General features: G+C 50.9%; 10 protein-coding genes and 1 other annotated feature. Of the genes, 5 read left to right on the plus strand and 5 right to left on the minus strand.

Translation table 11 applies throughout. The features are described 5' to 3' along the window. Window positions 1–2 precede the first annotated feature (2 nt). Complete coding sequence (locus BZJ19_RS06380; RefSeq protein WP_077662309.1) at window positions 3–1415, minus strand: FAD-dependent oxidoreductase; 1413 nt, start codon at window positions 1413–1415, stop codon at window positions 3–5. Window positions 1416–1426: 11 nt separating this feature from the next. After that, window positions 1427–5893 carry a glutamate synthase large subunit gene (gene gltB, locus BZJ19_RS06385; RefSeq protein WP_077675004.1) on the minus strand — a complete coding sequence of 1489 codons (4467 nt, stop codon included), beginning with the start codon at window positions 5891–5893 and terminating at the stop codon, window positions 1427–1429. Between the two features lie 626 nt (window positions 5894–6519). Between gltB and BZJ19_RS06390 the strand changes: the two genes are divergently transcribed. Together BZJ19_RS06390 and arcB are read left to right on the plus strand one after the other, a co-directional pair. After that, window positions 6520–8298 (plus strand): GGDEF domain-containing protein, encoded by a 1779-nt coding sequence (locus BZJ19_RS06390; protein ID WP_077675005.1) that lies wholly within the window; start codon window positions 6520–6522, stop codon window positions 8296–8298. 20 nt (window positions 8299–8318) lie between these two features. Next, window positions 8319–10667: an aerobic respiration two-component sensor histidine kinase ArcB gene (gene arcB, locus BZJ19_RS06395; RefSeq protein ID WP_077480002.1), complete on the plus strand. Its 2349-nt coding sequence runs from the start codon at window positions 8319–8321 to the stop codon at window positions 10665–10667. Between the two features lie 64 nt (window positions 10668–10731). On the opposite strand, the gene arcA is transcribed toward arcB, so the two are convergent. Beyond that, complete coding sequence (gene arcA, locus BZJ19_RS06400; protein ID WP_069589785.1) at window positions 10732–11451, minus strand: two-component system response regulator ArcA; 720 nt, start codon at window positions 11449–11451, stop codon at window positions 10732–10734. A 435-nt stretch (window positions 11452–11886) separates the two neighbouring features. Between arcA and BZJ19_RS06405 the strand changes: the two genes are divergently transcribed. Together BZJ19_RS06405 and BZJ19_RS06410 are read left to right on the plus strand one after the other, a co-directional pair. Beyond that, window positions 11887–12318, plus strand: a complete 432-nt coding sequence (locus tag BZJ19_RS06405) for a DUF3293 domain-containing protein (protein WP_077675006.1) — start codon at window positions 11887–11889, stop codon at window positions 12316–12318. A 10-nt stretch (window positions 12319–12328) separates the two neighbouring features. Next, window positions 12329–12826, plus strand: coding sequence for a putative 4-hydroxy-4-methyl-2-oxoglutarate aldolase (locus tag BZJ19_RS06410; RefSeq protein ID WP_077675007.1), 498 nt, complete (start codon window positions 12329–12331; stop codon window positions 12824–12826). Between the two features lie 25 nt (window positions 12827–12851). Here BZJ19_RS06410 and BZJ19_RS06415 read toward each other — a convergent pair whose 3' ends face one another. Both BZJ19_RS06415 and aceK read right to left on the minus strand, forming a co-directional pair. Further along, entirely contained in the window at window positions 12852–13325 is a 474-nt protein-coding gene (locus BZJ19_RS06415) for a hypothetical protein (RefSeq protein ID WP_077639537.1), read from the minus strand. A 185-nt stretch (window positions 13326–13510) separates the two neighbouring features. Further along, the gene (gene aceK, locus BZJ19_RS06420; RefSeq protein WP_077675008.1) at window positions 13511–15229 is read right to left on the minus strand and encodes a bifunctional isocitrate dehydrogenase kinase/phosphatase; all 1719 of its coding nucleotides are present in this window, start codon (window positions 15227–15229) and stop codon (window positions 13511–13513) included. Window positions 15230–15397: 168 nt separating this feature from the next. Continuing rightward, window positions 15398–15515: a sequence feature (Thr leader region), on the plus strand. A 24-nt stretch (window positions 15516–15539) separates the two neighbouring features. Between aceK and thrA the strand changes: the two genes are divergently transcribed. Next, entirely contained in the window at window positions 15540–17999 is a 2460-nt protein-coding gene (gene thrA / locus BZJ19_RS06425) for a bifunctional aspartate kinase/homoserine dehydrogenase I (RefSeq protein ID WP_077675009.1), read from the plus strand.

Genomic DNA, 17999 nt, shown 5'->3' on the forward strand with positions numbered 1-17999 from the left:
GATCAGACTTCGAGGTAGTCCATGATCCCTTCGGCCGCTTTCCGCCCTTCATCAATGGCGGTGACCACTAAATCTGACCCGCGCACTGCATCACCCCCAGCAAAAATTTTCGGATTGGTGGTTTGATATAAGATGTCCCCTTTAGCTGGCGCTTTGATGCGACCACGCTCGTCAAGGGCTACATCATAGGGCTCCAGCCACTCCATGGCATGAGGTTGGAAACCGAACGCCATGATCACGGCGTCTGCTTCTAGCACATGCTCACTGCCTTCAATCGGCTCTGGGCGGCGGCGACCGGCAGCATCAGGCTCACCGAGCTGGGTTTTTACCACGGTAACCCCGCGCACGTTGCCGTTTTCGTCGACTTCAATGCCAAGAGGCTGAAGGTTGAACATAAAGTTCACGCCTTCCTCACGCGCGTTTTTCACCTCGCGGCGCGAGCCGGGCATATTCGCTTCGTCACGACGGTAGGCACAAGTGACACTGGCGGCTTGTTGACGAATGGAGGTACGGACACAGTCCATCGCCGTATCGCCTCCCCCGAGGACCACCACTCGCTTACCTGCCATATCGATGAAGGGTGGCGCGTTCTTAAGTTCCATCACTTTGTAGGTGTTGGAGACTAAAAATGGCAGTGCATCAAACACACCGGGTGCGTCCTCGTTGGCAAGACCAGCACGCATGTACTTGTACGTCCCGACGCCGAGGAAGACCGCATCAAATTCATCAATCAAGGTTTGCATGGCCACATCTTTACCGACTTCGGTGTTGAGACGAAACTCCACGCCCATTTCGGTGAAAATCCGTTGGCGGTTGCGCATCACCTCTTTTTCCAGTTTGAATGACGGGATCCCGAAAGTGAGCAAGCCACCAATTTCCGGATAGCGGTCAAATACCACCGGTTTGACGCCATTGCGCACCAACACATCGGCACACGCAAGCCCAGCAGGGCCGGCACCGATTACGGCCACTTTTTTATCTGTCCACTCAACATGTGACATATCGGGCTTCCAGCCCATTTCAAACGCTTTATCGGTGATGTACTTTTCGACATTACCAATGGTCACAGCGCCAAAGTCATCATTCAGTGTACAGTCACCTTCGCACAGGCGGTCTTGCGGACACACTCGGCCACAGACCTCAGGCAGGCTATTGGTTTGGTGCGATAGCTCAACGGCCTCTAAGATGCGTCCCTCATTGGCCAGCTTTAGCCATTGTGGAATGTAGTTATGCACGGGGCATTTCCATTCACAATAGGGGTTACCGCAATCTAAGCAGCGATCGGCTTGTGCCGACGCTTCTTTTTCGGTGAACGGCTCGTAGATTTCCACGAACTCTATTTTGCGGGTATCAATCGGCTTTTTTCGCGGGTCGATACGCTGCACATCGATAAACTGATATACGTTCTGGCTCATGGATCCCTCCTTTACTGCGCCTGAACTCGCAGCTCGGCAGCGCTGCGACTCTGGTGGCCTAACAAGGTGCTGACATCAGCGGCTTTAGGTTTGACCAAATAGAAACGGTGTACCCATTGGTCAAAATCAGCCAGCAGTTGTTGCGCACGATCTGAACCTGTCAGTTCTAAATGTTGCGCGATCAGTCCGCGTAAGTGCTCTTGATGAATGGCCAGAGATTCTAACGACAGCGCTTCAACCAACTCTGGATTGATGCGGCGGTTAAAATCGCCCTCCTCATCGAGCACATAGGCAAAGCCGCCGGTCATTCCAGCGCCAAAGTTGACGCCAGTGCGACCTAAAATCGCGACGATACCGCCCGTCATATATTCACAGGCGTTATCTCCCGCGCCTTCGACGATCGCATGGGCTCCTGAGTTACGCACGGCGAACCGTTCGCCTGCTTTCCCTGCCGCAAACAGCTTGCCACCAGTGGCACCATACAGGCAGGTATTGCCCATGATGGTGGACTCATGACTGGCAAAGGCGGATCCCACAGGCGGACGGATCACGATCTCACCGCCACTCATCCCTTTGCCGACATAGTCATTGGCATCGCCGACAAGGGTGATATTAACCCCTGCCGCATTCCATACCCCGAGGGATTGACCCGCAGTGCCTTGCAATTGAATATCCAGAGGGTTAGCTGCCATGCCTGTGTTGCCATAGCGTTTTGCAATCGCGCCAGAGAGGCTAGCACCGACTGAACGGTCGGTATTGCGTACCGATTTGTAGATGCTGGCTCGTCGGTTAGCGTCAATCGCATCCCCTAGTTCGCTGAGCAAGGCTTGGTTGAGCGGTGCATTATCAAAAGGCGTATTGGGCTCACTGCAATATAAGGTTTTGCCCGGCCAGGGTGTGGGCGCCTCGAGAATATGGCTCAAGTCGAGTTTTAGCTGCTTGGCGGTAAAGCCATCAACTGCTTCCAGCAAGTCCGTTCGGCCAATGAGATCGGTGAGCTTTTCGACACCAAGCTCAGCGAGTAGCTCGCGGACTTCTTCGCCTAAGCCTTTAAAGAAGTTCATCACCTGATCAGGTAAGCCTTTAAAGTAGTCGCGACGAAGCGTGTCATCTTGGGTCGCTACACCGGTTGCACAGTTATTCAGGTGGCAAATACGCAAGTATTTACAGCCTAGTGCCACCATAGGCGCGGTGCCAAAGCCGAAGCTCTCTGCACCTAAAATAGCGGCCTTTACAATATCGAGGCCAGTTTTGAGGCCGCCATCGACTTGTAAGCGAATTTTGTGGCGTAAGCCATTTTCCACGAGGGCTTGCTGGGTTTCGGCGAGGCCTAATTCCCAAGGGCTACCGGCGTATTTCACGGAGGTCAATGGGCTTGCCCCTGTGCCGCCGTCATACCCTGAAATGGTGATCAGGTCGGCATAGGCTTTTGCCACACCGGTGGCAATGGTGCCCACGCCCGGTTCGGAGACCAGTTTGACCGATACCAATGCGCTTGGGTTGACCTGCTTTAAATCAAAAATCAGCTGCGCCAAGTCTTCAATCGAGTAGATATCATGGTGTGGTGGTGGCGAAATCAAGGTGACACCGGGGACTGAGAAACGCAATTTGGCGATCTCGGCCGTGACTTTATGGCCGGGCAATTGTCCGCCTTCACCAGGTTTCGCCCCTTGTGCCACTTTGATTTGCAACACATCGGCATTGGTGAGGTAGTGGGGAGTGACCCCAAAACGGCCCGATGCAATTTGCTTGATTTTGGAGTTACGCTCGCTATTGAAACGGCGTGGGTCTTCACCCCCTTCACCGGAGTTCGAGTGGCCGCCAAGGCGGTTCATCGCAATGGCTAACGCTTCGTGCGCTTCAGGGCTCAAAGCACCTATGGACATGGCCGCGGAATCAAAGCGTTTAAATAGCTCGGTGGCGGGCTCAATGCGTTCAAGCGGTAATGATGTGTCGGCTTTTTTCAAACGCATTAGGTCGCGCAAGGTTGCCACCGGACGTTCATTCACCGTTTTCGCGTAGGTTTTGTAGTCCATCGCTTCCCCAGAGCGCACTGCACTTTGCAGATTTTTTACTACATCTGGGTTGTAAGCATGATACTCGCCATCGTGGACGTATTTGAGTAACCCACCATGCTCTAGCGGCTTATGTTTAATCCAAGCACGACGCGAAAGATTGACTAAGTCTTGCTGGAAGTCATCAAAGTTCGCACCTTGAATGCGGCTTGCGACACCTTTAAAGCAAAGCTCTACCACATCGTCATGCAGGCCGACCGCTTCAAACAGCTGCGAACAGCGGTAAGAGGCAATGGTCGAGATCCCCATTTTTGACATGATTTTAAATAGGCCCTTGTTGATGCCATTTCTAAAATTCACCATCACATCGCGATAGGGCTTTTTGATTGCGCCAATATCGACTTGATTGGCTAGCGTTTCGTAGGCGAGGTATGGGTAGATAGCCGTGGCACCAAAGCCGAGTAATACGGCAAATTGGTGCGGATCGCGTGCACTCCCGGTTTCAATGATGATGTTGGCATCACAGCGCAAGTTTTCGCGGACCAGACGCTTTTGCACCGCCCCGACTGCCATAGCGGCAGGGATAGGGAGTTTGTCTTTATTGATACTGCGATCAGACAGGACTACCAGTACCGTGCCATCGCGCACGCAGCGCTCGGCTTGATCGCAAAGATCTAAGATGGCCTGCTGCAGATCTTTCTCGTTCGGATCGTAGTTAATATCGAGAATACTGTTGCGATAATAGGTATCGTCGAGCTCGAGTAACTGCACCATGTCTGAGAATAAGAGCACGGGCGATTTAAACGCGACGCGCTCAGCGTGGCCATCGGTCTCGCAGAAGACGTTCATTTCCCGGCCGATACAGGTGGCCAGTGACATCACGTGGTTTTCACGCAAGGGATCAATGGGTGGGTTGGTAACCTGAGCAAACTTCTGACGGAAGTAGTCACTGACACAGCGGGGACGAGAAGATAATACTGCCATGGGCGTATCATCGCCCATCGAACCGGTCGCTTCTTGACCGATATCCCCGAGCACCTTGACGACTTGCTCGACTTCCTCGTTCGACATCCCAAACAGCTTTTGGTAAACCTTCAGTTGGGTGTCTTGCAAGCTCCGGCTGCCTTCGCTGGCATCATCATCAAGTTCTTCAAACGGGGTCAAGCGACGCACATGAGCATCGAGCCATTCCCGATAGGGGTGGCGACTTTTCAGTTCATTATCGATTTCCGCTGAGTGCCAAATTTTGCCTTCTCGGGTATCGATCACCAGCAATTCACCCGGGCCAACACGCCCTTTTTCAGCGACCTCATCAGGCGCGTAATCCCAAATGCCAATTTCAGAGGCGAGGGTGATGAATTTATCTTTAGTGACCACATAACGCGCAGGGCGCAAGCCGTTGCGGTCGAGATTACAAGCCGCATAACGGCCGTCAGACATCACGATACCGGCAGGGCCATCCCATGGCTCCATGTGCATGGAGTTAAAGTCATAGAATGCACGCAGCTCATCATCCATATCCGGATGGTTTTGCCAAGCGGGCGGCACAAGCAGACGCATGGCGCGGAAGAGATCCATGCCACCGGACAAAAATACCTCAAGCATGTTATCTAGGCTCGACGAATCCGATCCTGATTCATTGACAAAAGGTGCGGCCTGATGGAGGTCTGGCAATAAAGGCGAGTTAAATTTGTATGCCCGTGTGCGTGCCCATTGGCGGTTACCTTCAATGGTGTTGATTTCACCATTGTGGGCAAGGTAACGGAACGGTTGAGCGAGCGGCCAGCGTGGTTGCGTGTTAGTACTAAAACGCTGGTGGAATAAACAGATCGAAGACTCGAGGCGTAAATCGGCCAAATCGGTGTAAAAGCGCGGCAAATCTGCCGGCATACACAAGCCTTTGTAGACGATGGTTTGGGTCGACAGACTGGTAATGTAGAAATCTGTGTCGTCAACTAACGCTTTCTCTGCGCGGCGGCGCGCAATATACAGGCGACGTTCTAAATCGCGTGCGCGCCAACCGGCCGGGCCGTTAATAAAGACTTGTTCGATAACGGGGAGTGACTGCTTGGCGATTTCACCCAGCACGTCAGGGTTGGTTGGTACCGTACGCCAACCAACCACGGAGAGTGTTTCGGCACCAATTTCTTGTTCAAACACCGCGCGGGCGCGCTGCGCTTTCACCGGATCTGTGCTCAGGAAAAGCATTCCCACCGCATACAAACGGCTCAGGTTCCATTGGTTTTGTTCGGCAATAAGGCGAAAGAAACGGTCGGGCTTTTGGAGCAATAACCCACAACCGTCCCCGGTTTTACCATCGGAGTTAATCCCTCCGCGGTGGGTCATGCGATCAAGTGCGGAAATGGCGGTACGAACCAACTTGTGGCTGGGCTCACCTTCTTGATGGGCGATCAAACCAAAACCACAGTTATCCTTTTCCAACATTGGGTTGTACAGCGACATTGCAATTCTCCCTTGCTACTGCGTCACTCGCAGTGATTGCATTTATTGTCGTGATCCTCCTGACCACTCTGAAAGCGTCTAGGACTGTGACAGCTCACCCGTTATGTTGTGTTTATTTAACGGGAAAATCGCGTGCTTGTAAGTAATTAAATTACTGATTTTCAACGCGATGCCTAGCCTGCCGTATCCAGAAAGCGCTATTCAGCGACCTTTCAAATTAACGGCAAAGCAGTTAAAGGTCAAATTTTATTATGCAGCCTTTATGCACCATGAGGCTTGGTGTGATGTCAATTAAACACCTGATATTTTCAGGTTTTGTGTCAATTTTTTCAGGAATAATAGCTATTCGCGTTTATGCTGTTTTGTTAAATAATTATTAATTTAAGGCCAAATTCGAGCATAAATTCTAACCAAAGAAAGAAATAAAGCAGGGTGCGTTTTATGTCTTCAGTTTCATAGCAAGATGCGCTGTGATTTGATGTAAAAAAATGACAATTGACAGTAAAAACCTGTGAGGCACGTAGCCATGTATTTTGAGAAAATTGTGGCAAAATAGCGCTTCTATAAGCGACGCAACGGAAAAAGATGTCGCGAATCAAGGATGGGTGTGATCACACAGGAGCCGCATGGCATTTTTCATTTTATTTACATTTCTTGTTTTAGGTGCGGTGCTTGGCTACGCGTGGCGTGCGCGACAAGAAACCGTCGCGTTAACCCATTGGCGAGTGTATATGGCTGATCTCGATACGCCCCATGCCATTGTTACCGCCGATGATGGTGACATCTTGTATGCCAATGCTGCCTGTGTGGAGGCATTTTCATTAGTGGACAGCAAAAACCACTTTAAAACGGCCAATGAGCACCAGCGACAAGCGGTACGCGCCTTCATTGTTGCTCAGCAGTGGCCACGTCCTTTCTCTAATGTCGAAGCTAAGGTCAAAGCGCCCGGCGCGAATCGAGTACGCATTGGCGTGCGCTTGTCGGGCTTACCCATTCGTTGTCGGCGTAAAAAAGCATGGTTAGTGTCGCTAGCACCGCTGGCGCGCCACGCGCAATGGCAGTTACAGCATCAAGAACATGGTGTTTTGCTTAGCGTGATTAATTCGTTGGCTGAATTGGTTTGCTTTCAAGATGTCGATGGCAATGTGGTGGGAACCAATGCGGCCTTTGACCGCTTTTGGCGAGGCCGCGAGCAAGAGGGCATTATGTGGCATGCCGATCAGCCGTTGTCTGGCTCAAAGACGGTGCGTACTTGGGCATCGCAGTTAAACGGCGAAAGCTGTTTGCTTGAAACCAATATCACGGCGCTTAAAAATGATCAGCAACAGGTGGTTGGCACCTTGAGCATCAGTCATGATGTGACCGACTGGCACCAAATGCAGCAAAGTTTGCAACGCGAGGTGCATCATCGCCAATCGGCTGAGCAAGCGCTTCAGCAACGGAGCAATTTACTGAGCGCGATTTTTAATGCCAGTGTGGATCCGATTGGGATCTTTGATCAGGACTATTACCACCTTGCCTGTAATCAAGCCTATGCCGATGCGCTCGGGGTCTCCATTGAAGCGCTTGAGACCTCTCCAGCGCAAGAGGTCGTCGATGCAGATATTTTTGATCAGCATCGCCAGCGCGATCAGCATGTACTGGATACTGGGGAAACTGTTACCTATGAAGATGTGATTTGGCGGCGCAGCGGCGAGCAAACTTGGTTTGAAGTGACGAAATCGCGTATTGATGATCCGGTGACTGACAGCTTTGCAGTACTGGTGATGGCGCGCGATATCACCGAACGTAAGCACACCCAACAACAGCTGGCGGATGCGATCATGTCATTCCAAGAAATGAGCTTCGTGGATAGTTTGACCCAAGTGGCGAATCGACGCAGCTTTGATGAGCAATTGCGCAAGTTGTGGCGGTCACACGCCCGTGAACAAACACCGCTTGCCTTGATCCTCTGTGACATCGACCACTTCAAACTTTACAACGATAATTACGGCCATCAACAAGGCGACTGGGCCTTGCAGCAAGTGGCGAATGCTTTTAAATCGGCGATTAATCGACCACTTGATGCGGTCGCGCGTTATGGTGGAGAGGAATTTGCTATTGTATTGCCTCACACTGAGCTTGATGGGGCTGCTTTAGTTGCCGAGCGGGCAAGGGCGGCGTTGGCCGAGCGTGAAATCGCGCATCAGTATTCCCCGGTCGCAGCGGTGATGACCGCGAGTCTCGGCGTTGCGTGTATGATCCCCTCACCCGAAGGGGATTATGGGGAGCTTATCCATCAAGCCGACTTAGCCATGTACCAGGCGAAGCGGCTGGGGCGCAATCAAGTCAGCTTAATGGGACCAACGTCTAGCGCTATAGAGAACGATGCGCTGCGCCCTGAGCCTGAACACTTCCACTCTTAACTGGCGTGTAGTAAGCCTTTATGAAACAACTCAAAGTTTTAGCGCAGTATTATGTTGATTTGCTGGTCAAGCTGGGCATTGTCCGCTTCAGCATGCTACTTGCACTCGCGCTTGTGGCACTGGCCGTGGTGGTGCAAGTGGGCATCACCTTGGTGCTGGAAGGCACGGTGCAAAATATCGACATTATCCGCTCGATTTTCTTCGGCCTGGTGATTACCCCTTGGGCGGTTTATTTTTTGTCCGTGGTGGTGGATCAGCTGGAAGAATCGCGGCAGCGCTTATCTAAGCTGGTGTCTAAATTAGAAGAGATGCGTGCGCGAGACATGCGTCTTAACCGGCAATTGACCGAAAATATTGAGCAGCTGAATTTAGAAATCGACGAGCGTAAAAAAGCTGAGAGTGCGCGCCAAGAGGCGATTAAGGATCTAGAAAACGAGGTATATCAGCGGGAAAAAGCACAGCTAGAGCTGGCCGAGCAAACCGCATTGCTGCGCTCGTTTATTGATGCGTCTCCGGATCTGATCTATTACCGCAATGCCAAGGGGCAGTTCTCCGGCTGTAACCGCGCGATGGAAGAGCTGACCGGCTATAAAGAGAAGGCGCTGAAGGGCCTGACGCCGTGGGATGTCTATCGCGAGGATATCGCCGCGAAAGTGGTGGAGACCGATCAGCAAGTCTTTGATAACAATGTCTCCATTACCTACGAGCAATGGCTTGAGTATCAAGATGGACGCAAGGCCTATTTTGAACTGCGCAAAGTCCCTTTCTTTGCGCGAGACGGTCGTCATCTGGGATTGCTTGGCTTTGGCCGTGAAATCACCGAACGTAAGCGTTATCAAGATGCATTGGAGAAAGCGAGCCGAGATAAAACCGCCTTTATCTCCACCATCAGCCACGAGTTGCGCACACCGCTTAATGGGATTGTCGGGTTGAGCCGCATGCTATTGGACTCGCCGCTGGATGATGATCAACGCAATTACTTACGTACCATTTACGTCAGTGCCATCACTTTGGGTAATATTTTCAACGATATTATCGATTTAGATAAATCCGATCGAAACCGGCTGTCCTTGTACCCCACTAGCATCGATCTGCGTGAATTTGTTACTGAGATTGAAAACATCTCTGGCCTGATGGCGGAGCAAAAAGGGCTGCGTTTTGAGCTTGAACGGGTGACAGATTTGCCGGAATTTGTCGCCGTGGATGCGACACGACTACGGCAAATTTTGTGGAATCTGGTCGGGAATGCGGTCAAATTCACCAAGCAAGGCTGTGTGATCATCACCGTTAGTGCAGATGTGGAGGACGACAACGCGCATCTTTGCTTTGAAGTTGAAGACAGCGGGGTGGGGATCCCTGCTGATGAGCAAGATAAAATTTTTGCCATGTACTATCAGGTAAAACAAGGCGAAGAAAACTTGCATGCTGTGGGAACAGGGATTGGACTCGCCGTGTCTCGCCAGTTAGCGCGCATGATGGGAGGCGACATTACCGTCGATAGCGAAGAAGGTGAAGGGAGTACCTTTACCGTCACGGTTTCCGTGCCTTTGAGTGAGCCTGCGGATGATGAGGTCCAACTGCCCACGCGCAGTGATAGCCGCTTGCGAATTTTGCTTGTCGAAGATATTGAGCTGAATATCACGGTCGCTACCAATTTATTGGAAAGTCTAGGCCATGAAGTGACCGTTGCGCGAGATGGTCAGTCGGCGCTAAACACCTTTATGCCGGGGGCGTTTGATTTACTGCTGTTAGATATTCAATTACCGGATATGACCGGTTTTGATATTGCAGCAACATTACGCGAAACACAGTCGAGCTTACCACCACTTGTCGCATTAACCGCCAATGTGATCAAAGACAAAGGCGAGTACATCGACAAAGGCATGGATGATGCGATCAGCAAGCCGATTAGTGTCGCGGCACTTAGCCAAGTGATTGAGCGTTATGCGTTGGCGGAGGGGCAAGAAGCGGTGACTGACGAGAGTGCGTCGACGCGGCCAGTCGCAAGTGAGCAAGCGGAAAAGCTGTTGGATATGGACATGCTCACCGGCTATGTCGAGCTAGTTGGCACCGAGCCTGTGCGCAAAAGTATTGAAATGTTTGAACAATTGATGCCGGAATACATCGCGATTCTTGATTCGAATATGACCGCACGCGACCAAGATGGCATTGTGTCGGAAGCGCATAAAATTAAAGGTGCGGCGGGCTCAGTGGGCTTGAAGCATGTACAAAAAGTGGCCCAAAAAGCACAGTCTCCTGAGTTACCGGCGTGGTGGGAGAATATTGCCGATTGGGTTGATGAAATTAAAGTAGGCTATCAGCACGATCTGACCGTGTTAAAAGCATGGTTAGATGAGCAATCCTCCTAAACACCACCAACTAACTAAACAAAAAAGGCGCCATCAGGCGCCTTATTCATATTGGGTGTGCAGCTTATTGATCTTCGAGCTCACCGCAGAAGCGATAGCCTTCACCGTGAATGGTGGCAATGATCTCTGGGGTGTCGCTGTGCGATTCGAAGTGCTTACGAATACGACGAATTGTGACATCCACAGTACGGTCATGCGGCTTTAGCTCGCGACCTGTCATCTTTTTCAACAGCTCAGCACGGGTCTGGATTTTGCCTGGGTTTTCACAGAAGTGCAGCAGGGCACGAAACTCTGAACGTGGCAATTTGAACGACTCGCCTTCAGGGTTAATCAAAGAGCGACTGTTGATATCAAGAACCCAACCATTAAACACATACTGTTCAACGTTGCGTTTTTCTTCACCACCGTTCACGCTACTCATCGCACGGGTTAACAAGTTACGTGCACGAATGGTCAATTCACGAGGGTTAAATGGCTTGGTGATGTAGTCATCGGCACCAATTTCCAGCCCTAGGATTTTGTCGACCTCGTTGTCACGGCCCGTCAAGAACATCAATGCCATGTCGCCCTGTTCACGCAATTCACGCGCGAGCAATAGACCGTTTTTACCGGGCAAGTTGATGTCCATAATCACCAAGTGCACTTGATGATTGGATAGGACTTGATGCATCTCGTCGCCATCGCTGGCTTCAAAGACATTGTAACCTTCCGCTTCAAAGATACTTTTCAGCGTGTTACGTGTGACTTGTTCATCTTCTACAATCAGAATTTGCGGGGTTTGCATTGGCGATACCTAATATCTAAATAGAATCCGGTTGCACTTCACAGTCTAGTTCCACTAGCCCATGAAAAAAATTTACAAAATTGCGAGAGGATGCCTTCCGCGAACCTCGCAATCAACATATGGCACGCCATCCATAGAGAGGTGTGTGTCGATGCTAGACAACGCACCGTGTGTTCCAGTTGAGGCAGGGCGTTATCGGCCCTCGTAAGCCTCAGAGGCAATCACTGTTACATCCATTGATTGCCGCTAATTGTATTCATTTAACAGCGCGCTAACAATATATTACGGTGAACGTTGATGATTTTTTTCATCCTTTATTGACCCCAATCAAAAGCATCTTTGTTGGTGATTAGGGTCAACTTCCCGTTTAACTTTATGAATATTAGCGCATAATTAGCAATTAAGCATAATGTTAGTAACGAACAGGTGTAAATAATGTGTGATCAGAATAACGCCAGCGATTTGTGGAAAACTTACCAGCAGATCGCATTTCGGGCACCCCAAGCTCCTAGTGTCCGCTCTTTTGCCATTCTTACCGCATTTAACCCTCGCAGCCAACCTTTATCTGAGAAAGAGAATCAATTACGTAATCGTCAACTCGCGGATGAGATGGAGAAAGCGGGGATTCGCTATTGGGCAATGCATGGTGGGGCGCCTGATGGCAGCTGGTTTGAGCCGGGCTTTGCGGTTGCCCTGAATCAAGACGAAGCGATTGCATTGGCGAAAACGTGGCAGCAAAACGCGATTTATTGGGTGGAGGAGGATACATTATGGTTACTGCCTGCACTGATGACAGATTTTGCGCCGCAGTCACTAGGCGTGACGTTTTCATCACTGCTGGAATTGACAAACTCATCACTGGACTGAGGAGAGCATCATGGACGATAGACTACCTGATTTATGCGATAACCACCCAGACGCTGTGCGTTGGCTACCCATTCAGTGGCAAGATTTTGGCGCGGTGAGCGGCTTTGAAGGACGTATACGCACTGTACGCTGTTATCACGATAACTCCAAAGTGAAAGAGCTTCTCGCAACGCCCGGCCAAGGTCAGGTTTTAGTGGTTGATGGCGGCGGTGCGATGGATCGTGCGTTATTGGGCGATATGATCGGAAAAAGTGCGGTCGACAATGGTTGGGCGGGGGTGGTGATTGCCGCGCCAGTGAGGGATGTGGCGACGCTTGCCATCTTGCCTATTGGCATTAAAGCACTCGGCGTCTGTCCGATTAAAACCCAAAAACGGGACTGGGGAGAGGTAGATGTGGTGCTAACGCTGGAAGGCGTGCTAGTGACCCCGGGTGACTACCTGTATGCTGACAAAAACGGTGTGCTGGTTTGCGCGCAGCCTTTGAGTACGGTCAGCGACGTGGATTAAGCATTTACGCCGTCGTTACACGTTGTTAAAAGCGTAACCCGACGCCGAGTTGGTAAATGGACTCGGTGTCTTTTTCAGGATCGAACTCCACATCTAGCCCGGCATTGACATCGAAAGAGTCACTCAATTGGTAGCGGCTGCTGACTCCCCATTGGTTAACGCTTTTATCACGTTGGTAGCCGTGGCTCAGTTGGCTAGAAACATGTAATTTGTCGGTAAATCGGTACTCAATGCCGCTGAGCAAGCCGCGTTGCGTGGGGGCTGTCTGGGTTTCGCTTTTCATTTGCGTGCCAAGATAAACGGAGAGATTACTCAAGGGGTAGCGATAGCCTGACTCTATGGTCCAGCTATCAAATCCGTCTCCTGCCGAGGGCATCGACTGGATAAAAAAGCGATTAGAGTCGGCTATCGTTTCGGTCTCGAACGATAGCATTTGCTCGCCAAATGCAGGGGTTGCCACTATATGCAAGGCGAGTGCGAACAATCCGAATTGTTTCACTCTAGGTTCCTTTGCGTTGTTATTTTTGTCGGTTTCGTCACCGCTGATGATCAGTGTAGACAAAAAAGTGTGCGCGGTCGCAACTTTGTCTAAAAAAACGTCATGCTATTGACGTACCTGATAAGCGCCAGCGTGTGATGACGACAATAAAACAACAAGCAAAATTGACGCCAGGTTAAGCTTGTTTAGGCTTTGACTAACTGAAGCGCATCGCTGTAGGGGCGCACATCATGGAAGTAGCCCTCTTGGACCTGATGTTGCAGTTGCTGCCAAAATTCGGCCTCAAAAAGCTCGGGATGTAGGCGCTCAAACTCATCACGTAGTGCAGGGTTGACCAACAAAAAGGTACGAAACTCTTCGGGAAACACGTCATTTTCTCCCACGCTGTACCAAGGCTCTGCGGCTAGCTCATCTTCTGGATAACGCGGTGGCGGTATGCGGCGGAAGTTGACCTCAGTGAGATAGGCGATTTCATCATAATCGTAGAAAATCACCCGATTATGGCGGCTGACGCCAAAGTTTTTAAACAACATGTCACCGGCAAAAATATTGGCAGCTGCGAGCTCTTTGAGGGCATCACCGTATTCTTGTACTGCTTGGGTTAAGGCGTCAGGACTGGCTTGCTCGAGGTAAATATTGAGCGGGATCATCCGCCGCTCCATATATAAATGGCGGATCCGTACCTCTGTGTCAGTGACGGACACACACGAAGGCGCCACATTTAGCAATTCGTCAATCAATGCATCGCTGAAACGGTGACGAGGAAAGATAAAGTTCCGATACTCCTGCGTGTCGGCCATGCGTCCCACCCGATCGTGCTCTTTGACGAGGCGGTATTTCTCGCGCACTTGGGCGTGCGTCATTTGTTTTTGCGGTGCGAATTTGTCTTTGATGATCTTAAACACAAAGCCGTATGAGGGCAGCGTGAACACCGACATCACCATCCCTTTGATCCCCGGCGCGATATCAAACAAGTCATCAGAGTTATCCAAATGATAGAGAAATTCGCGGTATAGCTCGGTTTTACCATGTTTTTGACAGCCGATCGCGGTGTAGAGCTCTGCTGGGGTTTTATTGGGCATCAACTGATTGAGAAAGTCGACTAAAGCGGCTGGAACGGGGGCATACACCATAAAATAGGAGCGCGCGAAACCAAATACGATACTCACATCGTCGCTATCGGTAATACATGCATCAATATACAGCTCGCCGTCATCTGAGATAAGCAAGGGCAGCACGAGAGGACGGCGTTGGTTCGCCATATCCAGACGGCCAATTAAGTACGCCCCTTTGTTGCGAAAAAACGGCTGACGCACCATTTCAATGGTGAAGCTCATGGTTAGCTGCGGACCAAAGCGTTGCTGGAGGATTTGCGTAATGCGCTTAAGATCGCCACTTTTATCTCGCCACGGCAGGGTAAAGGGCGTGCTGTCTAGCATGCGCTCTAGCGTGGCATAAATGCCAGCTTGCGATTGAAAGCGTCGCAACAAGGGCGTTGGATACTTGGGAATACGTCCACCTTGTGAACTTTGCACAAACAGTTTGTCACGACGAATATTTCGGTGTTCGAAAATACGGCAATACACCGAATTGAAAAAACTCTCAGCGATATCGTAGCGTGGGTAATCATCAAGGAGCCTGATGTAGGCCGCTTTCACTGCCATCAAAAAGGAGCGTGTGGCGTGTTCTTTGCCCAGCATGGCGCGCAGTTGCTGACTCACTAAGCCGACATGGTGATCGTAAAATTGAATACGCGTTTTCAATGCCTGCTGCACGCTTTTCCAATCTTGCTGCTCAAAGCGCTCTTGAGCGCCTGATGTCACATCTAAGAAGCGACCGTACATGGCATCCGAGCCCTGTAATATCGTATTTGCGACCAATTGCGCCATGGCGTCCTGTGTCATTCGTTTTCCCTGCTTCCATGCCGTTTTTGTTCTCTTCAACCTCTCAGAGTTTTGGCGAAAAAGCAATCAGTGTCACTTTTTTGTTGACCTCGGCGGCATGATTCGATACACCTAAATAGAACTCAACAAAACAAACGATAAATGCAACACACATGCAACTGACGATCAGCACCCTTACCACCACAACAACCACCATTATTACTGGCACAATGTGTGTTGGTGCGGGCTGATACGCACAGAATTTCCAAGAAAAGCCCGTACCCTCACCGGTACGGGCTTTTTTTTATCTTAAGAGAGAGGTCCCAAACGGATGCGAGTTTTAAAATTTGGTGGCACATCGCTTGCCGATGCAGAGCGATTCAGTCGTGCCGCTGACATCATTGTTAGCAATCAGGGTCAGAGTGACGTCTCTGCTGTTTTATCCGCCCCAGCGCGTGTCACTAATATTCTGGTGTCCGTGGTGGATAACACGGTTAAATACGGAGAGGCTGAGCTGCCACTCAAAGAGCTAGAAACCATTTTCACCGCGCTGTTCCAAGGCCTTGCCGAACGCCAGCCTAATCTCGACACCCAGCCTTTGTTCGATAAGCTTTCTCGCAGTCTCGGGCAACTACGTCAATATGTACACGGTATGAACCTTCTGGGGCTTTGCCCGGACAGCACCTATGCGCGGGTGGTCAGCAAGGGGGAGCGTTTGTCCGTGGCAGCCATGCAGGCGTTGTTAGCGGCGCGTGGCTATCAAGTCTTTGAGATTGACCCGGTCAGTTATTTTGCCGCTTCTGGCAGTTACCTGAGTGCCGAAGTAGACATTGAAACCTCTTCGCAACGCTTTAAACAGTCTCCCATTCCCGCTAATCATGTTGGCTTGATGCCGGGCTTTATGGCCGGCAATGAGCAAGGCGAGCTGGTGACTTTAGGCCGCAACGGCTCCGATTACTCCGCTGCGGTGCTGGCCGCTTGTGTCCGCGCAGAGTGCTGCGAAATCTGGACGGATGTCGATGGTGTCTATAACTGCGATCCCCGCTTGGTGCCAGATGCGCGTTTGCTGAAGTCGCTAAGTTATCAAGAAGCGATGGAGCTGTCGTACTTTGGTGCCAAAGTGCTCCACCCTAAAACCATCGCCCCTATTGCTCGCTTCCATATCCCTTGTTTGATTAAAAATACGGCCAATCCTCAAGGCGCAGGTACCTTGATTGGCGATGATACTGGTGAAGATAAGCTTGCCATTAAAGGGATCACCACGCTTAGCGATTTGAGTATGGTCAATATCTCTGGTCCGGGGATGAAGGGAATGGTTGGTATGGCTTCACGTGTGTTTGGCGCCATGTCATCCGCGGGCGTTTCCATCGTGCTGATCACCCAATCGTCGTCAGAGTACAGTATTAGCTTCTGTATTCAAGCGCAGGATAAAGTGAAAGCTGAGAAGGCGTTGCGGACCCACTTTGAACTTGAGCTTAAAGATGGTTTGCTTGAGCCTGTTGAGTTTATCGATCACCTATCGATTGTCTCCTTGGTAGGGGATGGTATGCGCACCTCAAAAGGGATTGCGGCGCGCTTTTTCACCTCGCTAGCGGAAGTGAATGTCAATATCGTCGCCATTGCTCAAGGTTCATCAGAGCGTGCTATCTCGGCGGTTGTCCCCTCAGAGCGTGTCTCGGAAGCGGTGAAAGCCTGCCATGAAAACTTGTTTAACAGCCAACATCACCTCGATGTGTTTATCGTCGGTGTGGGCGGTGTCGGTGGCGAGTTGATTGAGCAAATTCGCCGTCAACAAGCGAAGCTGCAGCAGCAAGGCATTGTGATGCGTGTCTGTGGACTGGCAAATAGTAAAGGCATGTGGCTGAACAGCCAAGGCATTAACCTAGATAGCTGGCGTGATGAGCTGCCTAATCACCTTTCACCGTTTAGCCTTGCCGGTATGATCCAGCTGGTGCAGCGAAATCATATCATCAACCCAGTATTGATTGACTGCACAGCAGAGCAACAAGTCGCGGATCAGTATGCGGACTTCTTACGTGTGGGCTTCCATGTGATCACGCCTAACAAAAAAGCCAATACCAGTAGCATGGCTTACTACCAACAGCTGCGTCAGGCGGCGCGCGCGACACATCGTAAGTTTATGTACGAAACCACGGTGGGGGCTGGCCTGCCCGTCATTGAAAACCTGCAAAACCTGATTGCTGCAGGGGACGAGCTATCACGATTTTCTGGGATCTTGTCGGGGTCGCTATCACATATTTTTGGCAAGTTAGATGAAGGCGTAAGCTTTAGTGATGCCACCAAGGTTGCGCGTGACAGTGGCTTCACCGAGCCCGACCCACGTGACGATCTATCTGGCATGGATGTGGCGCGTAAATTGTTAATTTTGGCACGAGAAGCTGGCATGCATTTAGAGCTGGAAGATGTCGAAGTTGAGCCCGCGTTGCCGCCAGGCTTTGATCAATCGGGTGATGTGGAGTCCTTTATGGCACGCTTGCCGGAGGCGGATGCTTACTTTAAGCAATGGTCAGAGCAAGCGGCTCAAGAGGGCAAGGTGCTGCGCTATATCGGCGGTATTGAAGACGGTCAATGCTTCGTGAAAATTCAAGCTGTAGACAGTGACGATCCGATGCACAAAATTAAAGATGGCGAAAACGCACTCGCCTTTTACAGCCGCTATTATCAGCCGATTCCATTGGTCTTGCGCGGATATGGGGCAGGCACCGCCGTGACGGCGGCAGGGGTGTTCGCTGATTTGATGCGCACCTTGGGCTGGAAGCTAGGAGTGTAG

This window comes from Salinivibrio proteolyticus, from assembly GCF_001996165.1.
Classification (GTDB): domain Bacteria; phylum Pseudomonadota; class Gammaproteobacteria; order Enterobacterales; family Vibrionaceae; genus Salinivibrio; species Salinivibrio proteolyticus.